Here is an 18,026-nt window from a genome sequence, read left to right on the forward strand (position 1 = left end):
CTCACGCTCCCGTGGCGACGAGGACGGCGGCGACCGCGAGGACGACGGTGCCGGCGAGCAGCGCGCTCACATAGGTCTGGACGTTGCCGGTCTGGGCGCGTCGCACGGCGGCGCCGAGCCAGCGGGGCAGCGCGCCCGCACCGCGTACATAGGTCTCGACGACCTCGCGGTCGAGGAACCGGACGAGGCTCGCTCCGGCCTGGACCGGGCGGACGAAGAGCGCCGTGTACACGGCGTCCACGTGGAAGCCTGCGGCCGCGGGCCGGTGCAGGGGGCCGAGCAGGAGCCGTCCGGGGTCGGCGGGGTCGGGCGCGTAGGCGATGTCCCCGTAGGCCGGCTCGTGGGTGGCGATGGCTTCCGCCTCGACCCGGGCGGCGTCGCCCTCGGGGTGGGCGGCGACCGCGCCGAGCGGGACGCGGGCCGCGAGCGCGGTGGTGTGCCGCCAGGCGCCGTAGGTGACGATGCCGCCGACCAGGGCGACGCCGGTGCCGAGCACGGAGGTGGTGAGGGTCGGGCCGAGGTCACGGCCGTCGAACCAGTCGGGCAGCACGCGGAACGCGAATCCGCCGAGGGCCAGGGAGGGGACGGCCAGTACCCACAGCACGACGGTCATCGTCAGCGGCTCCTTGCCGTGGTCGGGGGCTTCGGTGCCCCGGCCCCGGAAGGCGAGCAGCCACAGGCGCATCGCGTAGGCGGCGGTGAGCACGGCCGTGAGCAGGCCGGCGACGAGGACGATCCAGCCCGCGGCGGCGGGGGCGTGCTCGGTGTGCCCGGTGACGACGTGCTCGGCGACGCCGAGGACGGCCTCCTTGGAGAAGAAGCCGCTGAAGGGCGGGATCGCGGCGAGCGCGAGCAGCGCCACGGTCATCGTCCAGTAGGCGTCGGGGACGCGGGCGCGCAGGTTCCGCATGCGGGACATGGCGGCGAGCGAGTTGGTGCCGGCGGCGTGGATGATCACGCCGGCCGCGAGGAACAGCAGCGCCTTGAAGGCGCCGTGGGACAGGAGGTGGAAGACGGCGGCTCCGCGGTCGCCGACGGCGAGGGCGCCGGTCATGTAGCCGAGCTGGCCGATCGTCGAGTAGGCGAGGACGCGCTTGATGTCGTCCTGGGCGAGCGCGGCGAGCCCCGAGCCGGCCATGGTGACGGCGGCCATGACGGCGAGCACGACCATCGCGGCCTGCGAGGCCTCGAAGACCGGGAGGAGACGGGCGATGAAGTAGACACCGGCGGCGACCATCGTCGCGGCGTGGATCAGCGCGGAGACGGGGGTGGGGCCCGCCATCGCGTCGGGGAGCCAGGTGTGCAGCGGGAACTGCGCCGACTTGCCCGCCACGCCCGCGAGGAGCAACAGGGCGATCAGCGTCGGATGGTCGAGTGAGCCGCTCGCGACGGCGCCGAGGACCTTCGTGATGCGGAAGGAGCCGGCGTCGGTGGCGAGGGCGAACAGGCCGATGAGGAAGGGGACGTCGCCGAGCTTGGTGACCAGGAAGGCCTTGAGGGAGGCGGCGCGGGCCTCCGGGGTCTCCCAGTAGTGACCGACCAGGAAGTAGGAGCAGATGCCCATGACTTCCCAGCCGACCAGCAGCACGATCAGGTCGCCGGAGTAGACGACCAGGAACATCGCGGAGGTGAACAGGGAGACGAGGGCGGCGTACGAGGGGTAGCGCGGGTCGTCGCGCAGATAGCCCGTCGAGTAGATCTGCACGCAGGAGGCGACCAGGCCGACCACGACGGCGACGAGGGCGGCGAAGCCGTCGATGTGCAGGGCGAGTTCGATCGGGACCGAGCCGGTCGGGGTGAGTTCCGTGGCCGCGTTGACGGCCGTGTCACCGCCCTGCCGTGCGGCGACCAGCGCGGCGAGCACCAGGGAGGCGAGCGTCGGCAGGACGGCGAGCGGGCGGACGAAGCCGGGTGCCGTGCGGCCCAGGAGCAGGCCGGCGGCGGCGCCTAGGAACGGAAGGAGGGGGACGAGGACGGCGAGGGTGGTCGTGGTCACGCGGTGGCCTCAGCCTTCTGGGCCTCGCCGGGCTGCTCGGCCGTGCGGGCGTCGCTGTCGTGGCCGTCGGGGTCGTGGTCGTCCGGGCCGTGCCGTTCGGCGGTGTCGCGGAGCTTGTCGATGTCCGCGGTGCCGCGGTTGCGGTGGACGGCGAGGACGATCGCCAGGCCGATGCCGATCTCGGCGGCGGCGATGGCGATGGTGAACAGGGTCAGGGCCTGGCCGGAGTGCAGGGTCTCCTCGGCGGTCCTGCTGAGCCAGACGTCGAAGGCGACCAGGTTGAGGTTGACGGCGTTGAGCATCAGCTCGACCGACATCAGGACCAGGATCGCGTTGCGGCGGGCGAGGACGCCGTACAGGCCCGTGCAGAAGAGGAGAGCGGAGAGGACGGCGGGATAGGCGAGGTGCATCAGCGGGTGCCTTCCTTGTCGCTGCCGTCGGCCGGGGTGCGATCGGCTGGGGCGGTCCCGGGCGCTGTCGCCGCGTCGGCCTTCGCCTTGCGGGACAGGACGATCGCGCCGACCAGGGCGGCGAGGAGGAGGACGGAGAGGGCCTCGAAGGGGAGGACCCAGTTCTGGAAGAGGCTCGCGCCGGTGGCCTCGGTGGAACCGGCGGCGGGGCCGTTGAGGTCGATCCAGGTCGTGCGGAAGGCGTCGACGACGACCCAGACCAGGGCGGCGGCCGCGGCGAGGGCCACGGTGAGGGCGGCCCAGCGGTTGCCGGAGTCGGCGTCCGGGGAGCGGCCGATCGGGGCCCTGGTGAGCATCAGTCCGAACAGGAGGAGGACGACGACGGAACCGACGTAGATGAGGACCTGCACCCAGGCGATGAACTCGGCGGTGAGCAGGAGGTACTCGACGGCCAGGCCGCCGAGGGTCACCACCAGCCACAGGGCGGCGTGCACCAGCTGCCGGGTGGTGACGGTGACGATCGCGGCGCCGAAGGTGACCAGGCCGACGAGGAGGAAGGCGATCTCGACGCCGGTCGGGGAGAGGAAGCCGTGGCTTTCGGCGGCAAGGCTCACGACTCTCCCTCCTGCGGTTCCGCCTGAGCGGCCGCCAGTTTCTCGGCGGTCTTGCGGGCGGTGGCGACTTCCTTCGGCTCCTCAGCGGCGGGGTCGAGGGCGGGCGGGGCCGGGACGGTCCACATCCACTCGCGGAGCTTGTCGCGCTCGTGGGTGAGGTCGTGGATGTCGGTCTCGGCGTACTCGAACTCCGGGGACCAGAACAGGGCGTCGAAAGGACAGACCTCGATGCAGATACCGCAGTACATGCACAGGGCGAAGTCGATGGCGAAGCGGTCGAGGACGTTGCGGCTGCGTTCGCGGCCGCCGGGGGTCGCCGCCGGGACCGTCTCCTTGTGGGAGTCGATGTAGATGCACCAGTCCGGGCACTCGCGGGCGCAGAGCATGCAGACCGTGCAGTTCTCCTCGAACAGGCCGATCACACCGCGGGTGCGGGGCGGGAGGTCGGGCTGGGCGTCGGGGTACTGCGCGGTGACGGACTTCTTCGTCATCGTGCGGAGGGTGACGGCCAGGCCCTTGGCCAGGCCGGAGCCGGGGATGCGGGGCCGGGAGGGCGGGAGGGACGCAGCCATGGTTAGTTGATCACCACCTTGACGACGCCGGTGAGGGCGATCTGGGCGAGGGACAGGGGGACGAGGAGGGTCCAGGCGAGCTTCTGGAGCTGGTCCTCGCGCAGGCGCGGGTAGGTGACGCGCAGCCAGATCACGAGGAAGGCGAGGACCGCGGTCTTCAGCAGGGTCCAGACCCAGCCGAGGCCGTCGGCGCCCCAGGGGCCGTGCCAGCCGCCCAGGAAGAGGACGGTGGTCAGACCGCACAGGACGACGATTCCGGCGTACTCGGCGAGGAGGAAGAGGGCGAAGCGGAGGCCGGTGTACTCGGTGTACGCGCCGAAGATGATCTCCGAGTCGGCGACGGGCATGTCGAAGGGAGGGCGCTGGAGTTCGGCGAGGCCGGCGACGAAGAAGACGATCGCGCCGACGATCTGCCAGGGCAGCCACCACCACTCGAAGGCGTCGAGGATGCCGGGGAGGGAGACCGTGCCTGCCGCCATCGCGACGGAGGCGGCGGTGAGGAGCATCGGGAGTTCGTAGGCCAGGAGCTGGGCGGCGGTGCGGAGGCCGCCGAGGAGGGAGAACTTGTTCGCGGACGCCCAGCCGGCCATGAGCGAGCCGAGGACGCCGACGCCCATGACGGCCAGGACGAAGAAGACGCCCGCGTCGATGACCTGGCCGACGGCTCCCTCGCCGGGGCCGATGGGGATGGCGAGCAGGACGAGGAGGTACGGCAGCAGGGCTACGGCGGGGGCCAGTTGGAAGATGCGGCGGTCCGCGCCCGCGGGGACGATGTCCTCCTTCTGCGCGAACTTCACGCCGTCGGCGACCAGCTGGGCCCAGCCGTGGAAGCCGCCGGCGTACATGGGGCCGAGGCGGCCCTGCATGTGGGCCATGACCTTGTGTTCCGTCTGGCCGATGATCAGGGGGAAGGTGAGGAACACGACGAAGACGATCAGAAGTCGCAGGATGACGTCGAGCGCGTCGTTCACCGCGTGCCTCCTGTGGGGTCTTCGGGGGTGTCCGTGGGCTCTGTTGACTCTGCGGGCTCTGTGGCTTCTGTGGTCTGTGGGGGCGGCTCGGGGGTCTTCGAGTCGGCCGAGGGCTCGGGGGTCGGCGACTGCGTGGTCTCGGGCGACGCTTCGGGGTCCGGTTCGTCGAAGGCCGGGCGGGCGTGGTGCCAGGGGGCGTCGGAGCTGCGCGGAGCCGGGCGGGCAGGCCTGGCCGGCCGGCCCTCGCCTCGGTCGGACGCGCTGCGTTGGCTCGAGCTGCCCTCCGAAGCGCTGCGCGCGCGGCGCGGTCCCGCCGACGGGGTCGGGGGTGCGGCCTCGGTTGCGGGGGACTCCGGCTGCCCGGGGGGCGGCGTCTCGGTGCCGGGCTCCGCTGCTTCGGAGCCGGTCGCCGGGGATTCGGGCCCGGGTGTCGGGGACTCGGGGCCGGTCGCCGGGGGTTCCGATCCGCCGGGCGCCTGGCTCGCCGAACCGTCTGCTGCGGTGCGGGTACGGCGTGGGGTGGCCGGGGGTGAGGGGGGCGTGTCGCCCGGCGTGGACTGGCTCTCCGACGCCTCGCGTGGGGCGGCCGGGGGCTGCGTGTCCGGGGCGCTTGCAGCGGCCTGGCTTGCTGAGCCGTCCGCTGCCGTGCGTGTGCGGCGGGGCGCGGTCGGAGACGGAGTTTCCGGAGTACCGGCAGCCGCCTGGCTCGCCGAGCCCTCCGCCGACGTGCGTGCGCGGCGCGGGGCAGCCGGGGGCGAAGCCTCCGGAGTACCAGCGGCGGCCTGGCTGGCCGAGCCTTCCGCCGACGTGCGGTTGCGGCGCGGTCCTGTCGGAGCCGACGTGGGCGACTCACCGGGCGGGGCCTGACTCGCCGAGCCCTCCCCCGCCGTACGCGCGCGGCGCGGAGCCTCCGGGGTGCCGGTAGCGGCCTGGCTCGCCGAGCCCTCCCCCGCTGTGCGTGTTCGCCGTACGGGGCGTTCGCCTGCGGGGCGAGGAGTCGCGCCTCGGGTCGGGCGGGACGGGGCCGGGGGGAGTTGGCCCTTGAGGGGGCCCCATTCGTTGGGGTCGGGGACGCCGGGGGGGAGCATCTGGCGGCGTTTGGGGCCGCCGTGTTCGGACTCGCCGGGTTCCTTCGCGCCGGGCCAGGCCTTGGCGACGCGGGCGGCGAGGACGAAGTCCTTGCGCAGGGGGTGGCCTTCGAAGGTGTCGGGCAGGAGCAGGTGGTCGAGTGCCGGGTGGCCTTCGAAGGCGATGCCGAACATCTCGTGCGTCTCGCGTTCGTGCCAGGCGGCGCCCGCGTAGACGTCGACCGCCGAGGGCAGGGCGGGGGACTCGTGCGGGATCGTCGTACGCACGAGGAGGCGGCGGAGGGGGGACAGGGCCGCGATGTGGGCGCTGACGCGGAAGCCGGTGCCCGGTTCGTCGACCGCGCTCAGCCAGTCGAAGTAGGTGCAGCCGAGGCGGTCGCGGGCGGTCCGCAGGGCCGCGATCCAGGTCGCCGGGGGGACGTCGACCGTCAGGACCTCGTAGGACTCCTCGGCCGTGGCGTCCGGGCCGAAGAGTTCCTCGGTGGCGGCGGGCAGCCAGCCGACCGCGGTCATCGTCCCTCCCCCGACTCCGACGCCGACGCTGGGTCCGAGGACGGTGGCTTTACCAGGCCGCTCTGCAGCGCCGCCGTCGACGGGCGTGCCGTGGTGCCGTAGCGCTCCCCCAGCGACTCGCGGGCGATCTTCTCCTGGAGCTTGAGGATTCCCTGGAGCAGTGCCTCGGGGCGGGGCGGGCAGCCGGGGACGTAGACGTCGACGGGGATGATCTGGTCGACGCCCTTGGTGACGGAGTAGGAGTCCCAGTAGGGGCCGCCGCAGTTGCTGCACGCGCCGAAGGAGATGACGTATTTCGGCTCGGGCATCTGCTCGTAGAGGCGCTTCACCGCCGGGGCCATCTTGTCCGTGACCGTGCCGGAGACCACCATCAGGTCGGCCTGGCGGGGGCCGGGGGCGAAGGGGATCACGCCGAGGCGGATGAAGTCGTGGCGGGCCATCGACGCGGCGATGAACTCGATCGCGCAGCAGGCGAGGCCGAAGTTGAAGACCCAGAGCGAGTAGCGGCGGCCCCAGTTGAGGATCACCTTCATCGGCTCGGGTGCGAGGCGCGCGAGGGCGCCGAGCCGCTTCGGTTCGGGAAGCAGCACGGGTTCGGGGCCGGCGGAGGTCACGTCGGGGGTCACGTCCATGCCAGGACGCCCTTCTTGTATGCGTAGAGCAGGCCCACGGCCAGGAAGCCGAGGAAGATGAACATCTCGACCAGGGTCGTCGCGCCGTAGCCGGGGGCGGCGAAGACGGTCGCCCAGGGGAAAAGGAAGATCGAGTCGACGGCGAAGATCACGTAGAGGAAGGCGTAGACGTAGTAGCGGACCTGGGTGTGGGCCCAGCCCTCGCCGACGGGGTCGACGCCGCATTCGTACGTCAGGAGCTTCTCGGGCGTGGGGACCACGGGCCGCAGCAGGCGGCCGGCCCCGAAGGCGACGGCGACGAACAGCACGCCGACCACGGCGAGCAGTCCGACGACCGAATAGGACTGGAAGTAGTCCGCCGCGACGACGGTCGTGGTGACGACGGTCGGTTCCGGCACGTCCGTCCCTCGCTCCCTTGAAACTCGGACCTGGTCCTGCGGCGATCCCCCGGTTCACCCGGACGCCGCTGTTCGACGATCTGTACGCACGGGAGTCTAGGCCCTGATAAAGGCAGGGTAAGCAGCCCGTCACGCCCTGGCATGCGGGGGTGGGGTTTTCCTCAGTCGATCCCGGCGGCGCACCTCATGGCGCGGGCGCCCGCGGCCGGGCACGCTACCGCGTATGACCGAACGCTTCCCGTCCACCGGCGCGAAGGCGGCCGCGACGACGGCCGGGCAGGACGACCGCCCGCCACCGCCCCGGTTCGCCTACGACCGGCACACCTGGAAGGAGATCGCGCACCTCCTGGCGAACCTTCCTCTCTCCCTGCTCGGATTCACCTATGTCATGACGGTGCTGTTCACCAGCTTCTGGCTGACCGTCACGGTGATCGGGTTCCCGCTGCTCGCGGCCGGCCTCATGGGCGCCCGGCAGTTGGGCAAGCTGGAGCGGGCGCGGGCCAGGGCGCTGCTCGGGGTGCGGGTGGACGAGCCGAGCCGGCTGCCGCTGCGCGGCTCGGGCGGCTTCCTCACCCAGGTGTGGATGTCGCTGAAGGACCCGGTGGGCTGGCGTGCGGTGCTGTACGAGTTCATGCGGCTGCCGTGGGGCGTCCTCACCTTCACCATCACTCTGGTCTCGCTGTTCGTGCTGTGGCCGGTGCTGCCGTTCATCGCGCGGGGGCTGGCCAACGCCGACCGGGCCATGGTGCGGGGGCTGCTGTCGCCCTCGGACGAGCTGGAGCGGCGCATCGCCGAGCTGGAGTCGGACCGGGGGGTCGTGGTCGACACGGCCGCGGCGGACCTTCGGCGCATCGAGCGGGATCTGCACGACGGGGCGCAGGCCCGGCTGGTCAATCTGGCCATGGGGCTCGGCCTGGCCAAGGAGAAGGTGCTGGAGGACCCCGACGCGGCGGCGGCGATGGTCGAGGAGGCGCACGGCGAGGTGAAGCTGGCGCTCCAGGAGCTGCGGGATCTGGCCCGCGGGATCCACCCGGCGGTGCTGACCGACCGGGGCCTGGACGCGGCCCTGTCCTCGGTCGCCTCGCGCTGCACGGTCCCCGTGAAGGTGACGGTCGATCTGCCCGCGCGGCCGGCCGCGGCCATCGAGGGCATCGCCTATTTCACCGTCTCGGAGCTGCTGCAGAACGTCAGCAAGCACAGCCGGGCGCGGTCGGCGTCGGTGGATGTGTGGCGGGCTGCCGACCGGCTGCTCATACAGGTGTGGGACGACGGCCGCGGGGGCGCGAGTCTCGACAGCGGTACGGGGATGAGGGGACTGGCCGAACGGCTCGGCGCCGTGGACGGGCTGTTCGTCCTGGAGTCGCCCGAGGGCGGCCCTACGACGGTCACGGCGGAACTGCCCTGGCGCGACCGCACGGACGCGTCCGCCGCGGGCACCGGCGGCTTCTAGACCCCACCGCGCTGCCACCCGGCCGGAGGTGGGGAAAACCCCCCGTCCAAGACGCCGACGGACTCCATGGTCCGCCGACCTGCGGCGGAGCAGGGTGGAGGTATCGAGAGCACAGTCGCCGGACGAGGAGAAGGACGACGTCGATGGCCACGGAGTACGGACAGGGATACGGGTTCGACGGCGGGCCCGGGTACCCCGGGAGCACCGGACGACGGCGGCACCGGCTGCCCGTCGCGCTGCGGGCGCCGGTCGAGGGCCGCACCTGGCGTGAACTCGGCCATGTGCTGCTCAGCCTGCCGATCAGCATCATGCTGTTCGTCTACGCGGTCACGATGGTGTCGCTGGGGGCGGGGCTGCTGGTGACGTTCCTCGGCGTGCCGGTGCTGGCGGCGGCGCTCGCCGGGTGCCGTGGCTTCGGGGCGCTGGAGCGGCTGCGGGCGCGGGCGCTGCTGGACCTGGAGGTGGCCGAGCCGGAGCCGCTGCGGGCGCGGAAGCCGGGTGCCATGGCGTGGATGGGGGCCGTCCTCAAGAGCGGTGCCTCGTGGCGGGCCCTGCTGTACGCGCTGCTGCACCTGCCCTGGGCGGTGTTCTCGTTCGCCGTCGCCGTGAACGTGTGGGTGCTGGGCTGGGGGCTGCTGACGTATCCGCTGTGGTTCTGGGTGCTCCCGATGTACGCCGGGCAGGACGGGGTCCAGCTCTACGGCGACGAGACGCACCAGATCTATCTCGACAACCCGTTCGAGATCACGATGACCGCGCTGGTGGGGCTGCTGCTCACGATCGCCATGCCGTGGATCGTGCGGGCGTTGACGATGGTGGACCGGCTGATGGTGCACGGGCTGCTCGGGCCGTCGCGGCTGGTCTCGCGGGTGGTGGAGCTGGAGTCCGACCGGGGGGTCGTGGTCGACACGGCCGCGGCGGACCTGCGGCGCATCGAGCGGGATCTGCACGACGGGGCGCAGGCCCGGCTGGTGGCGCTGGCCATGGATCTGGGGCTGGCGAAGGAGAAGCTCCAGGAGGATCCGGAGGCGGCCGCGCGGATGGTGGACGAGGCGCACGGCGAGGTGAAGACGGCCTTGCAGGAGCTGCGGGATCTGGCCCGGGGGATCCATCCCGCGGTGCTGACCGACCGGGGGCTGGACGCGGCGCTGTCGGCGGTGGCGTCGCGGTGCACGGTGCAGGTGGGCGTCGAGGTCGATCTGACGGAGCGGCCGGCGCCGGCGATCGAGGGGATCGCGTACTTCACGGTGTCGGAGCTGCTGCAGAACGTCAGCAAGCACGCGGGGGCGACCTGGGCGGGTGTGGAGGTCTGGCGGGTCGAGAACCGGTTGATGTTGCAGGTCGTGGACAACGGGCGGGGTGGGGCCGATGTGTCCCGGGGGTCGGGGCTTGCCGGGCTGGCGGAGCGGCTCGATGCGGTGGACGGGATTCTGGTGGTGGACTCGCCTGCGGGCGGGCCGACCCGGGTGACGGCGGAGTTGCCTTGGCGGGGGGCGTACGTGCGGTGACCTCCGGTCGGGGGGCGGGGCTCGGGGCGTTCCGTCTCCGGTCTGCCGGGGGGCTCCGCCCCCTGGACCCCCGGCCTGTGCCCACCGAGCACCCGAATCGCTCGACCAAGAAGCAAGCCCCCTCCCCCATACTCACTCGGACAAGAAGCCCGACCCACCCCCCATCCACCCCCCGATCCTGAAATGCTGGACCCGTCGCACGGGTGGGCGCGGAGCCGATGTGGGTCGCGGACGGGCGGCGTCGGGCTGTGGGGGGGCCGGAACATCGTGGAGGACAGGGTGCGGGTGGTCATCGCCGAGGATTCAGTGCTGCTCAGGGAGGGCCTGACCCGGCTGCTGACCGACCGCGGGCATGAGGTCGTCGCCGGGGTGGGTGACGGCGAGGCGCTGATCAAGACCATCACCGAGCTGGACGCGCAGGGCGAGCTGCCGGACGTCGTCGTGGCCGATGTGCGGATGCCGCCGACGCACACCGACGAGGGGGTGCGGGCGGCCGTGCGGTTGCGCAAGACGCACCCGGGCCTCGGTGTGCTGGTGCTGTCGCAGTACGTGGAGGAGCGCTACGCCACGGAGCTGCTCGCGGGGTCCAGCCGGGGCGTCGGCTATCTGCTGAAGGACCGGGTGGCCGAGGTGCGCGAGTTCGTGGACGCGGTGGTGCGGGTGGCGGGCGGCGGTACGGCCCTCGACCCGGAGGTGGTCGCGCAGCTCCTGGGCCGCAGCCGTAAGCAGGACGTGCTCGCCGGGCTCACGCCGCGGGAGCGTGAGGTGCTGGGGCTGATGGCCGAGGGGCGGACGAACGGGGCGATCGCCCGGCAGCTGGTGGTCAGCGACGGCGCGGTCGAGAAGCACGTGAGCAACATCTTCCTGAAGCTGGGGCTGTCGCAGAGCGACGGGGACCACCGCAGGGTCCTGGCCGTGCTGACGTACCTCAATTCCTGACATGGGCGGCAGGAGTGGGTGATCACCCCAAAGTCGCGTCCAAGATGCGAATGACACAAAGAAGGCGACCCTTACGGTCGTAGGGTTGATCCTGGGAGGCCTGCGGGAAGGCCTGTCCGGGACAGCCGCCTCGAGGGAGGTCCAGTTCAGTGACCAGCCAGGTCAGTAGCCCAGCGGAGCAGGCCGACGGACCAGTCGTAGGAGAGCAGCGCAAAGCGGGGGGCGCCAAGGGCGTCCGCCGTCTCGACCGGGTGATCATCAGGTTCGCGGGGGACTCGGGTGACGGTATGCAGCTCACCGGTGACCGCTTCACCTCGGAGACCGCGTCGTTCGGCAACGACCTGTCGACGCTGCCGAACTTCCCGGCCGAGATCCGGGCGCCCGCCGGGACCCTGCCGGGTGTGTCGTCCTTCCAGTTGCACTTCGCCGACCACGACATCCTCACGCCCGGTGACGCGCCGAACGTGCTGGTGGCGATGAACCCGGCCGCCCTGAAGGCGAACATCGGCGATCTGCCGCGCGGCGCCGAGGTGATCGTCAACACGGACGAGTTCACCAAACGGGCGATGCAGAAGGTCGGCTACGGCACCAGTCCGCTGGAGGACGGGTCGCTGGACGGCTACCACCTGCACCCGGTGCCGCTGACCACGCTCACCGTGGAGGCGCTGAAGGAGTTCGACCTCAGCCGCAAGGAGGCCGAGCGCAGCAAGAACATGTTCGCGCTGGGCCTGCTGAGCTGGATGTACCACCGGCCCACCGAGGGCACGGAGAGGTTCCTCAAGTCCAAGTTCGCGAAGAAACCCGATATCGCGGCGGCCAACATCGCCGCGTTCCGGGCCGGCTGGAACTTCGGCGAGACCACCGAGGACTTCGCCGTCTCCTACGAGGTGGCCCCGGCGGCCACGGCGTTCCCGCCGGGTGTCTACCGCAACATCTCCGGCAACCTCGCCCTGTCCTACGGCCTGGTCGCCGCGAGCCGACAGGCGGATCTGCCGCTGTATCTGGGGTCGTATCCGATCACTCCGGCGTCGGACATCCTGCACGAGCTGTCCAAACACAAGAACTTCGGCGTGCGCACCTTCCAGGCCGAGGACGAGATCGCCGGAATCGGGGCCGCGCTGGGCGCGGCCTTCGGTGGTTCGCTGGCCGTGACCACGACGAGCGGTCCCGGGGTGGCGCTGAAGTCGGAGACCATCGGCCTCGCGGTCTCCCTGGAGCTGCCGCTGCTGGTCGTGGACATCCAGCGCGGCGGGCCGTCGACCGGTCTGCCGACCAAGACCGAGCAGGCGGATCTGCTCCAGGCGATGTACGGGCGCAACGGCGAGGCGCCGGTGCCGATCGTCGCGCCGCGCACCCCGGCGGACTGCTTCGACGCGGCCTTGGAGGCGGCGCGGATCGCGCTGACGTACCGCACGCCGGTCTTCCTCCTCTCCGACGGCTATCTGGCCAACGGCTCCGAGCCCTGGCGGATCCCGGATCTGGACGAGCTGCCGGACCTGCGGGTGCAGTTCGCGCAGGGCCCGAACCACACCCTGGAGGACGGCTCCGAGGTGTTCTGGCCCTACAAGCGCGACCCGCAGACGCTGGCCCGGCCGTGGGCGATCCCGGGCACGCCGGGTCTGGAGCACCGGATCGGCGGCATCGAGAAGGAGGACGGCACCGGCAACATCTCCTACTCGCCGGCCAACCACGACTTCATGGTCCGCACCCGGCAGGCCAAGATCGACGGCATCGACGTCCCCGACCTCGTGGTGGACGATCCACACGAGGCCAGGACCCTCGTCCTGGGCTGGGGTTCGACGTACGGGCCGATCACGGCCGCGGTGCGGCGGCTGCGCAGGGCCGGGGAGTCGGTCGCGCAGGCGCATCTGCGCCATCTCAACCCCTTCCCGAAGAACCTCGGCGCGGTCCTCGGGCGCTACGACAAGGTGGTGATCCCCGAGATGAACCTCGGGCAGCTCGCCACGCTGATCCGGGCGAAGTACCTGGTCGACGCGCAGTCGTACAACCAGGTCAACGGCATGCCGTTCAAGGCGGAGCAGCTCGCCGCGGCTCTGAAGGAGGCCATCGATGGCTGAGACGTCCACGCACGGCACGGGCATCGTCGAAGCGCTCTCCCTCGTCCCCAAGGCCGAGGCGAAGCAGTCGATGAAGGACTTCAAGTCCGATCAGGAAGTGCGCTGGTGCCCCGGCTGCGGCGACTACGCCATCCTCGCGGCGGTGCAGGGCTTCATGCCCGAGCTGGGTCTGGCGAAGGAGAACATCGTCTTCGTCTCGGGCATCGGCTGCTCCTCCCGGTTCCCGTACTACATGAACACGTACGGGATGCACTCCATCCACGGCCGCGCCCCCGCCATCGCCACGGGTCTGGCCTCCTCGCGCCGCGATCTGTCGGTGTGGGTCGTCACCGGTGACGGCGACGCGCTGTCCATCGGCGGCAACCATCTGATCCACGCGCTGCGGCGCAACGTCAACCTCAAGATCCTGCTGTTCAACAACCGGATCTACGGTCTGACCAAGGGCCAGTACTCGCCGACCTCAGAGGTCGGGAAGATCACCAAGTCGACGCCGATGGGCTCGCTGGACGCGCCCTTCAACCCGGTGTCGCTGGCGATCGGCGCGGAGGCGTCGTTCGTGGCGCGGACGGTGGACTCCGACCGCAAGCATCTGACGGAGGTGCTGCGCCAGGCCGCCGCCCACCAGGGCACGGCCCTGATCGAGATCTACCAGAACTGCAACATCTTCAACGACAACGCCTTCGAGGCCCTGAAGGACAAGCAGCAGGCCGAGGAGGCCGTGATCCGGCTGGAGCACGGCAGGCCGATCCGCTTCGGCGCCGACCTGGCGAAGGGTGTCGTACGGGACCCGCTGACCGGGGATCTGAAGGTGGTCGCGGTGACGCCGGACAACGAGGACCGGGTGCTCGTCCATGACGCGCACTCCCCGTCCCCGACCACGGCGTTCGCCCTGTCCCGCCTGGCCGACCCGGACACCCTGCACCACACCCCGATCGGTGTCTTCCGTGCCGTGGACCGGCCCGTCTACGACACGCAGATGACCGACCAGCTCGACCAGGCGATCGAGCAGCACGGCAAGGGCGACCTGGGCGCGCTGCTGGCGGGCGGGGACACCTGGACGGTCGCCGGCTGAGCCGCACGCTTGAGTAACACCGAGGCCCGGGAGCGCTAGGAAGCGGCCCGGGTCTCGTCGTAGGTCAGGCGGGCCTTCTCCACATCGTCCATGCGGTCGTGGGTCCACTGGGCGAGGGACCTGACCTGCTCGGCGGCCTCGCGGCCCAGGTCGGTGAGGGAGTAGTCGACGCGGGGCGGGATCACCGGCTTGGCGTCCCGGTCGACCAGGCCGTCACGCTCCAGGGTCTGGAGTGTCTGGGTGAGCATCTTCTCGCTGACGCCCCGGGCGCCGTTGCCGTACCGGCTGATCGCCCGGCGCAGCTCGCTGAAGCGGTACGGCCGCTCCAGCAGCTCGATCAGGACGAGCACGCCCCAGCGGCTGGTGACGTGCTCCAGGACGAGCCGGTACGGGCACAGGGCCTCGCCATCACTTACTGCCATGCCAGTACCTTACTTCAAAGTGGGTACTTTCCAAGAGTTAGCGCTACTCCTAGGGTTAGTGCCACCGCACCCCACAAGGAGAGTCATCACCATGAGCATCGTCGTCACCGGAGCCACCGGACAGCTCGGCCGTCACGTCGTGGAGCAGCTGCTGGAGAAGGTTCCCGCCGAGCAGATCACCGCGGTCGTCCGCAATGCCGAGAAGGCCGCCGACTTCGCGGACCGCGGGGTGAGGATCGCGCTCGCCGACTACAACACCCCCGCGTCCTTCGACGGCCTCTTCACCGCGGGTGACAAGGTCCTGCTGATCTCGGGCAACGAGTTCGACAAGGGCCGCGTCGCGCAGCACCAGGTCGTCATCGACGCCGCCAAGGCGGCCGGGGTCGCCCTGCTCGCCTACACCAGCGCCCCGGGCAGCCTGACCGCCGCGCTCGCCGACGACCACCGCGGCACCGAGGAGGCCCTGCTGAACTCGGGCGTGCCCTACGCGCTGCTGCGCAACGGCTGGTACCACGAGAACTACACCGAGAACCTCGCCCCGACGCTGGAGCACAACGCGGTCGTCGCCGCCGCCGGAGAGGGCCGGGTCTCCTCCGCCTCCCGCGCCGACTACGCCGCAGCCGCCGTCGCCGTGCTGACCGGTGAGGGGCACGAGAACCAGACGTACGAGCTGGGCGGCGACACCGCGTGGAGCTTCGCCGAGTACGCGGCCGAGCTGAGCCGGCAGACCGGCAAGGAGATCGCCTACAACGCGGTCACGCCCGAGGCGCTCACCGGCATCCTGGCCGGCGCCGGTCTGCCCGAGCAGTTCGCGCAGATCCTGGCCGGGGTCGACGCCTCCATCGAGAAGGGTGAGCTGGTCGTCTCCACCGGCGACCTGTCCCGTCTGGCCGGCCGCCCGACCACGCCGTTCTCCGAGGCCATCGCCGCCGCGCTCAAGGGCTGACGCCCCACCCGGCGTGCCTCTGCCCCCTCCACCCTCGGTTGTCATGACCGTATGGCGATACGGCCATGACAGCCGGGGGTGCTCGGCGTTACCTTCGTGGTCGCGGAAGACGACGTGCGAAGGAGGGGGCCCGTGACCGGCAAGCCGAAGGGCGAGGCACGGATAGGACTGCTGAACGGGTTCGCGGCCTACGGGATGTGGGGGCTCGTCCCCCTGTTCTGGCCCCTGCTGAAACCCGCCGGGGCGGTGGAGATCCTGGCCCACCGGATGGTGTGGTCGCTGGTCTTCGTGGGCGCCGCCCTGCTCGTACTGCGCCGCTGGGCCTGGGCCGGAGAGCTGCTGCGGCAGCCCCGCAAGCTGGCGCTGATCACGGTCGCCGCGGCGGTCATCACCATCAACTGGGGCCTGTACATCTGGTCCGTGAACTCCGGGCACGTCGTCGAGGCCTCCCTCGGGTACTTCATCAACCCGCTGGTCACCATCGGGATCGGGGTGCTGCTGCTGAAGGAGCGGCTGCGGCCCGTGCAGTGGGCGGCGGTCGGGACCGGCTGCGTGGCGGTCGTCGTCCTGACCATCGGCTACGGCCGGCCCCCGTGGATCTCCCTCTGCCTCGCCTTCTCCTTCGCCACGTACGGGCTGGTGAAGAAGAAGGTGGGCCTCGGCGGCATCGAGTCGCTGGCCGCCGAGACCGCGATCCAGTTCCTGCCCGCGCTCGCCTTCCTGGTGTGGCTGACCGGGCAGGGCGACTCCACCTTCACCACCGAGGGCGCGGGGCACGCGGCCCTGCTCGCCTCGGCCGGCATCGTCACCGCGCTGCCCCTGGTCTGCTTCGGCGCGGCCGCCATCCGCGTGCCCCTGTCCACGATCGGCCTGCTGCAGTACTCGACGCCGGTCATCCAGTTCCTGCTCGGCATTTTCTACTTCCACGAGGAGATGCCGCCGGAGCGCTGGGCCGGGTTCGCGCTGGTGTGGCTGGCGCTCACGCTGCTCACCTGGGACGCGCTGCGCACTGCCCGTCGCGCCTCCCGCGCGCTCACCGACGAGATCAGCGTGCCCAGCACCACCAGGACGACCGGCACGACCAGCGCCGCCCGGAACGCCGAGAGCGTGGCCTCGGGGCCGGACCCGGTGGACGCCAGGCCGTAGACCGCGGTCACCGCCGAGATGCCGATCGCGGAGCCGAACTGCGTGGCGGTGGTCAACAGCCCGCCCGCCAGGCCCTGCTCCGACTCGGCGACCCCGTCCGTGGCCGCGATCGTCAGCGGCCCGTAGGCCAGGGCGAAGGCGAGGCCCGCCAGGAACAGCGTCGGGAACATCGCGGCGTAGGACCAGTCCATGCCGACCGGCAGGAACAGCGCGTACGCGGCCACGGCCAGGACGAAACCGCCGACGATCACGCGGGCGTTGCCCCAGCGGGCGACCAGGCGGGGCGTGAGCGTCGGGGCGAGGACGGCGTCGATGCCCATGACGATCAGGGCCAGCGCCGTCTGGAGGGACGACCAGCCGCGCAGTTCCTGCAGGTAGAGCGTGACGATGAACTGGAAGCCGAAGAAGGCGCCGAGGAAGAGCAGCGCCCCGAGGTCGGCGCGCACCATCGGGCCCTGGCGCAGGATGCCGAGGCGGACGAGCGGGTCGGGGCAGCGGCGTTCGGCGGCGACGAAGGCACCGGCCAGGAGCAGCGCCCCGAGCCCCGAGGCCGCGGTGAGCGGCCAGTCGCGCAGGCCGTGTTCCAGGCGTACGACGGTGTAGGCGGCCAGCAGCATCGCGCCGGCGGCGGTGATCGCGCCGGGCAGGTCGAAGGTGCCCCGGCGGGTCCGCGGGGCGTCGCGCCCGGGGATCAGCCGCACGGCCGCGGCGAGCAGGGCCGCGGCCAGCAGCACGGGCGCGAAGAACACCCAGCGCCAGCCGAGCTCGGTGAGCAGACCGCCGATCACCAGACCGAGGGAGAAGCCGGCCGCGCCCGTCCCGGCGAAGATCAGCAGGGCCTTGTTGCGCTCCGGGCCCTCCTCGTACGACGTGGTGATCAGGGAGAGCGCGGCCGGGGTCATGAACGCGGCGGCGACGCCCGTCACGAAGCGGGCGAGGACCAGCATCCAGCCCTCGGTCGCGAAGCCGCCGAGCCCCGAGAAGGCGAGGAAGACGGCCAGCCAGAGCAGGAACATCCGGCGCCTGCCGAGCAGGTCGGCGGCCCGGCCGCCCAGGAGCGTGAAGCCGGCGTAGCCGAGCACGTAGGCGCTCATCACCCACGCCGCGGTGTCGGTGCCCAGCCCCAGGTCGGAGCGGATGGCCGGGATCGCCACCGCCATCATCGCGACGTCGATGCCTTCGAGGAAGATCGTTCCGCACAGAACGAGCAGCAGCGCCCAGGCACGGGTGCCCATCAGTCCACACTCCTCCGCCGTCAGTCGGTTACGCAA

The 18,026-nt window shown here is 71.5% G+C and carries 16 protein-coding genes and 1 pseudogene; 7 read left to right on the forward strand and 10 right to left on the reverse strand.

Annotated features, from left to right (window positions below; all coding sequences use genetic code 11):
* Position 1: 1 nt before the first annotated feature.
* From KJK29_RS14490 to KJK29_RS14525, 8 genes are read right to left on the reverse strand one after another with little or no spacing between them, the layout of a single operon-like run.
* Complete coding sequence (locus KJK29_RS14490; RefSeq protein ID WP_215119512.1) at positions 2-1,996, reverse strand: NADH-quinone oxidoreductase subunit 5 family protein; 1,995 nt, start codon at positions 1,994-1,996, stop codon at positions 2-4.
* The gene (gene nuoK, locus KJK29_RS14495) at positions 1,993-2,406 is read right to left on the reverse strand and encodes an NADH-quinone oxidoreductase subunit NuoK (protein ID WP_215119513.1); all 414 of its coding nucleotides are present in this window, start codon (positions 2,404-2,406) and stop codon (positions 1,993-1,995) included. The genes KJK29_RS14490 and nuoK overlap by 4 nt, the downstream gene beginning before the upstream one ends.
* On the reverse strand, positions 2,406-3,020 hold the full coding sequence (locus KJK29_RS14500; RefSeq protein ID WP_215119514.1) for an NADH-quinone oxidoreductase subunit J family protein: 615 nt from the start codon (positions 3,018-3,020) through the stop codon (positions 2,406-2,408). The genes nuoK and KJK29_RS14500 overlap by 1 nt, the downstream gene beginning before the upstream one ends.
* Complete coding sequence (locus KJK29_RS14505; RefSeq protein WP_215119516.1) at positions 3,017-3,592, reverse strand: NuoI/complex I 23 kDa subunit family protein; 576 nt, start codon at positions 3,590-3,592, stop codon at positions 3,017-3,019. Before KJK29_RS14505 ends, KJK29_RS14500 begins: the two co-directional genes overlap by 4 nt.
* 2 nt (positions 3,593-3,594) lie before the next feature.
* Positions 3,595-4,563 carry a complex I subunit 1/NuoH family protein gene (locus tag KJK29_RS14510; RefSeq protein WP_215119518.1) on the reverse strand — a complete coding sequence of 323 codons (969 nt, stop codon included), beginning with the start codon at positions 4,561-4,563 and terminating at the stop codon, positions 3,595-3,597.
* Positions 4,560-6,164 carry an NADH-quinone oxidoreductase subunit C gene (locus tag KJK29_RS14515; RefSeq protein ID WP_215119520.1) on the reverse strand — a complete coding sequence of 535 codons (1,605 nt, stop codon included), beginning with the start codon at positions 6,162-6,164 and terminating at the stop codon, positions 4,560-4,562. Before KJK29_RS14515 ends, KJK29_RS14510 begins: the two co-directional genes overlap by 4 nt.
* Complete coding sequence (locus tag KJK29_RS14520; RefSeq protein ID WP_215119524.1) at positions 6,161-6,796, reverse strand: NADH-quinone oxidoreductase subunit B; 636 nt, start codon at positions 6,794-6,796, stop codon at positions 6,161-6,163. Before KJK29_RS14520 ends, KJK29_RS14515 begins: the two co-directional genes overlap by 4 nt.
* Positions 6,787-7,194, reverse strand: coding sequence for an NADH-quinone oxidoreductase subunit A (locus KJK29_RS14525; RefSeq protein ID WP_010041427.1), 408 nt, complete (start codon positions 7,192-7,194; stop codon positions 6,787-6,789). Before KJK29_RS14525 ends, KJK29_RS14520 begins: the two co-directional genes overlap by 10 nt.
* A 223-nt stretch (positions 7,195-7,417) precedes the next feature.
* On the opposite strand from KJK29_RS14525, the gene KJK29_RS14530 reads away from it, so the two are divergent.
* The 5 genes from KJK29_RS14530 to KJK29_RS14550 all read left to right on the forward strand — a co-directional run bounded on the left by KJK29_RS14530 (position 7,418) and on the right by KJK29_RS14550 (position 14,241).
* Positions 7,418-8,644, forward strand: a complete 1,227-nt coding sequence (locus tag KJK29_RS14530; protein ID WP_215119525.1) for a sensor histidine kinase — start codon at positions 7,418-7,420, stop codon at positions 8,642-8,644.
* A 143-nt stretch (positions 8,645-8,787) separates the two neighbouring features.
* Positions 8,788-10,152 carry a sensor histidine kinase gene (locus KJK29_RS14535; RefSeq protein WP_215119526.1) on the forward strand — a complete coding sequence of 455 codons (1,365 nt, stop codon included), beginning with the start codon at positions 8,788-8,790 and terminating at the stop codon, positions 10,150-10,152.
* A 279-nt stretch (positions 10,153-10,431) separates the two neighbouring features.
* Positions 10,432-11,091, forward strand: a complete 660-nt coding sequence (locus tag KJK29_RS14540) for a LuxR C-terminal-related transcriptional regulator (protein ID WP_285439966.1) — start codon at positions 10,432-10,434, stop codon at positions 11,089-11,091.
* 149 nt (positions 11,092-11,240) lie between these two features.
* Positions 11,241-13,169, forward strand: coding sequence for a 2-oxoacid:acceptor oxidoreductase subunit alpha (locus KJK29_RS14545; protein ID WP_215119528.1), 1,929 nt, complete (start codon positions 11,241-11,243; stop codon positions 13,167-13,169).
* Positions 13,162-14,241: a 2-oxoacid:ferredoxin oxidoreductase subunit beta gene (locus KJK29_RS14550; protein WP_215119529.1), complete on the forward strand. Its 1,080-nt coding sequence runs from the start codon at positions 13,162-13,164 to the stop codon at positions 14,239-14,241. The genes KJK29_RS14545 and KJK29_RS14550 overlap by 8 nt, the downstream gene beginning before the upstream one ends.
* Before the next feature lie 35 nt (positions 14,242-14,276).
* Here KJK29_RS14550 and KJK29_RS14555 read toward each other — a convergent pair whose 3' ends face one another.
* Positions 14,277-14,663: a winged helix-turn-helix transcriptional regulator gene (locus KJK29_RS14555; protein WP_215119530.1), complete on the reverse strand. Its 387-nt coding sequence runs from the start codon at positions 14,661-14,663 to the stop codon at positions 14,277-14,279.
* Between the two features lie 91 nt (positions 14,664-14,754).
* On the opposite strand from KJK29_RS14555, the gene KJK29_RS14560 reads away from it, so the two are divergent.
* Positions 14,755-15,609 (forward strand): SDR family oxidoreductase, encoded by an 855-nt coding sequence (locus KJK29_RS14560; protein ID WP_215119532.1) that lies wholly within the window; start codon positions 14,755-14,757, stop codon positions 15,607-15,609.
* Positions 15,610-15,804: 195 nt separating this feature from the next.
* A pseudogene (gene rarD, locus KJK29_RS14565) lies at positions 15,805-16,542 on the forward strand (EamA family transporter RarD); the annotation flags it as partial.
* Here rarD and KJK29_RS14570 read toward each other — a convergent pair.
* A complete protein-coding gene (locus KJK29_RS14570; RefSeq protein ID WP_251057797.1) occupies positions 16,527-17,990 on the reverse strand; it encodes an MFS transporter in 1,464 nt (487 codons plus the stop codon). The pseudogene rarD and the gene KJK29_RS14570 overlap by 16 nt on opposite strands.
* Between the last annotated feature and the right edge of the window lie 36 nt (positions 17,991-18,026).

The organism is Streptomyces koelreuteriae, assembly GCF_018604545.1.
Taxonomy (GTDB): domain Bacteria; phylum Actinomycetota; class Actinomycetes; order Streptomycetales; family Streptomycetaceae; genus Streptomyces; species Streptomyces koelreuteriae.

Coding starts and splice junctions, on each gene's coding strand:
- KJK29_RS14550 (WP_215119529.1), top strand. CDS start 13,162: ATGGCTGAGACGTCCACGCACGGCACGGGCATCGTCGAAGCGCTCTCC.
- KJK29_RS14505 (WP_215119516.1), bottom strand. CDS start 3,592: ATGGCTGCGTCCCTCCCGCCCTCCCGGCCCCGCATCCCCGGCTCCGGC.
- KJK29_RS14570 (WP_251057797.1), bottom strand. CDS start 17,990: ATGGGCACCCGTGCCTGGGCGCTGCTGCTCGTTCTGTGCGGAACGATC.
- KJK29_RS14555 (WP_215119530.1), bottom strand. CDS start 14,663: ATGGCAGTAAGTGATGGCGAGGCCCTGTGCCCGTACCGGCTCGTCCTG.
- KJK29_RS14520 (WP_215119524.1), bottom strand. CDS start 6,796: ATGGACGTGACCCCCGACGTGACCTCCGCCGGCCCCGAACCCGTGCTG.
- KJK29_RS14535 (WP_215119526.1), top strand. CDS start 8,788: ATGGCCACGGAGTACGGACAGGGATACGGGTTCGACGGCGGGCCCGGG.
- KJK29_RS14560 (WP_215119532.1), top strand. CDS start 14,755: ATGAGCATCGTCGTCACCGGAGCCACCGGACAGCTCGGCCGTCACGTC.
- KJK29_RS14530 (WP_215119525.1), top strand. CDS start 7,418: ATGACCGAACGCTTCCCGTCCACCGGCGCGAAGGCGGCCGCGACGACG.
- nuoK (WP_215119513.1), bottom strand. CDS start 2,406: ATGCACCTCGCCTATCCCGCCGTCCTCTCCGCTCTCCTCTTCTGCACG.
- KJK29_RS14515 (WP_215119520.1), bottom strand. CDS start 6,164: ATGACCGCGGTCGGCTGGCTGCCCGCCGCCACCGAGGAACTCTTCGGC.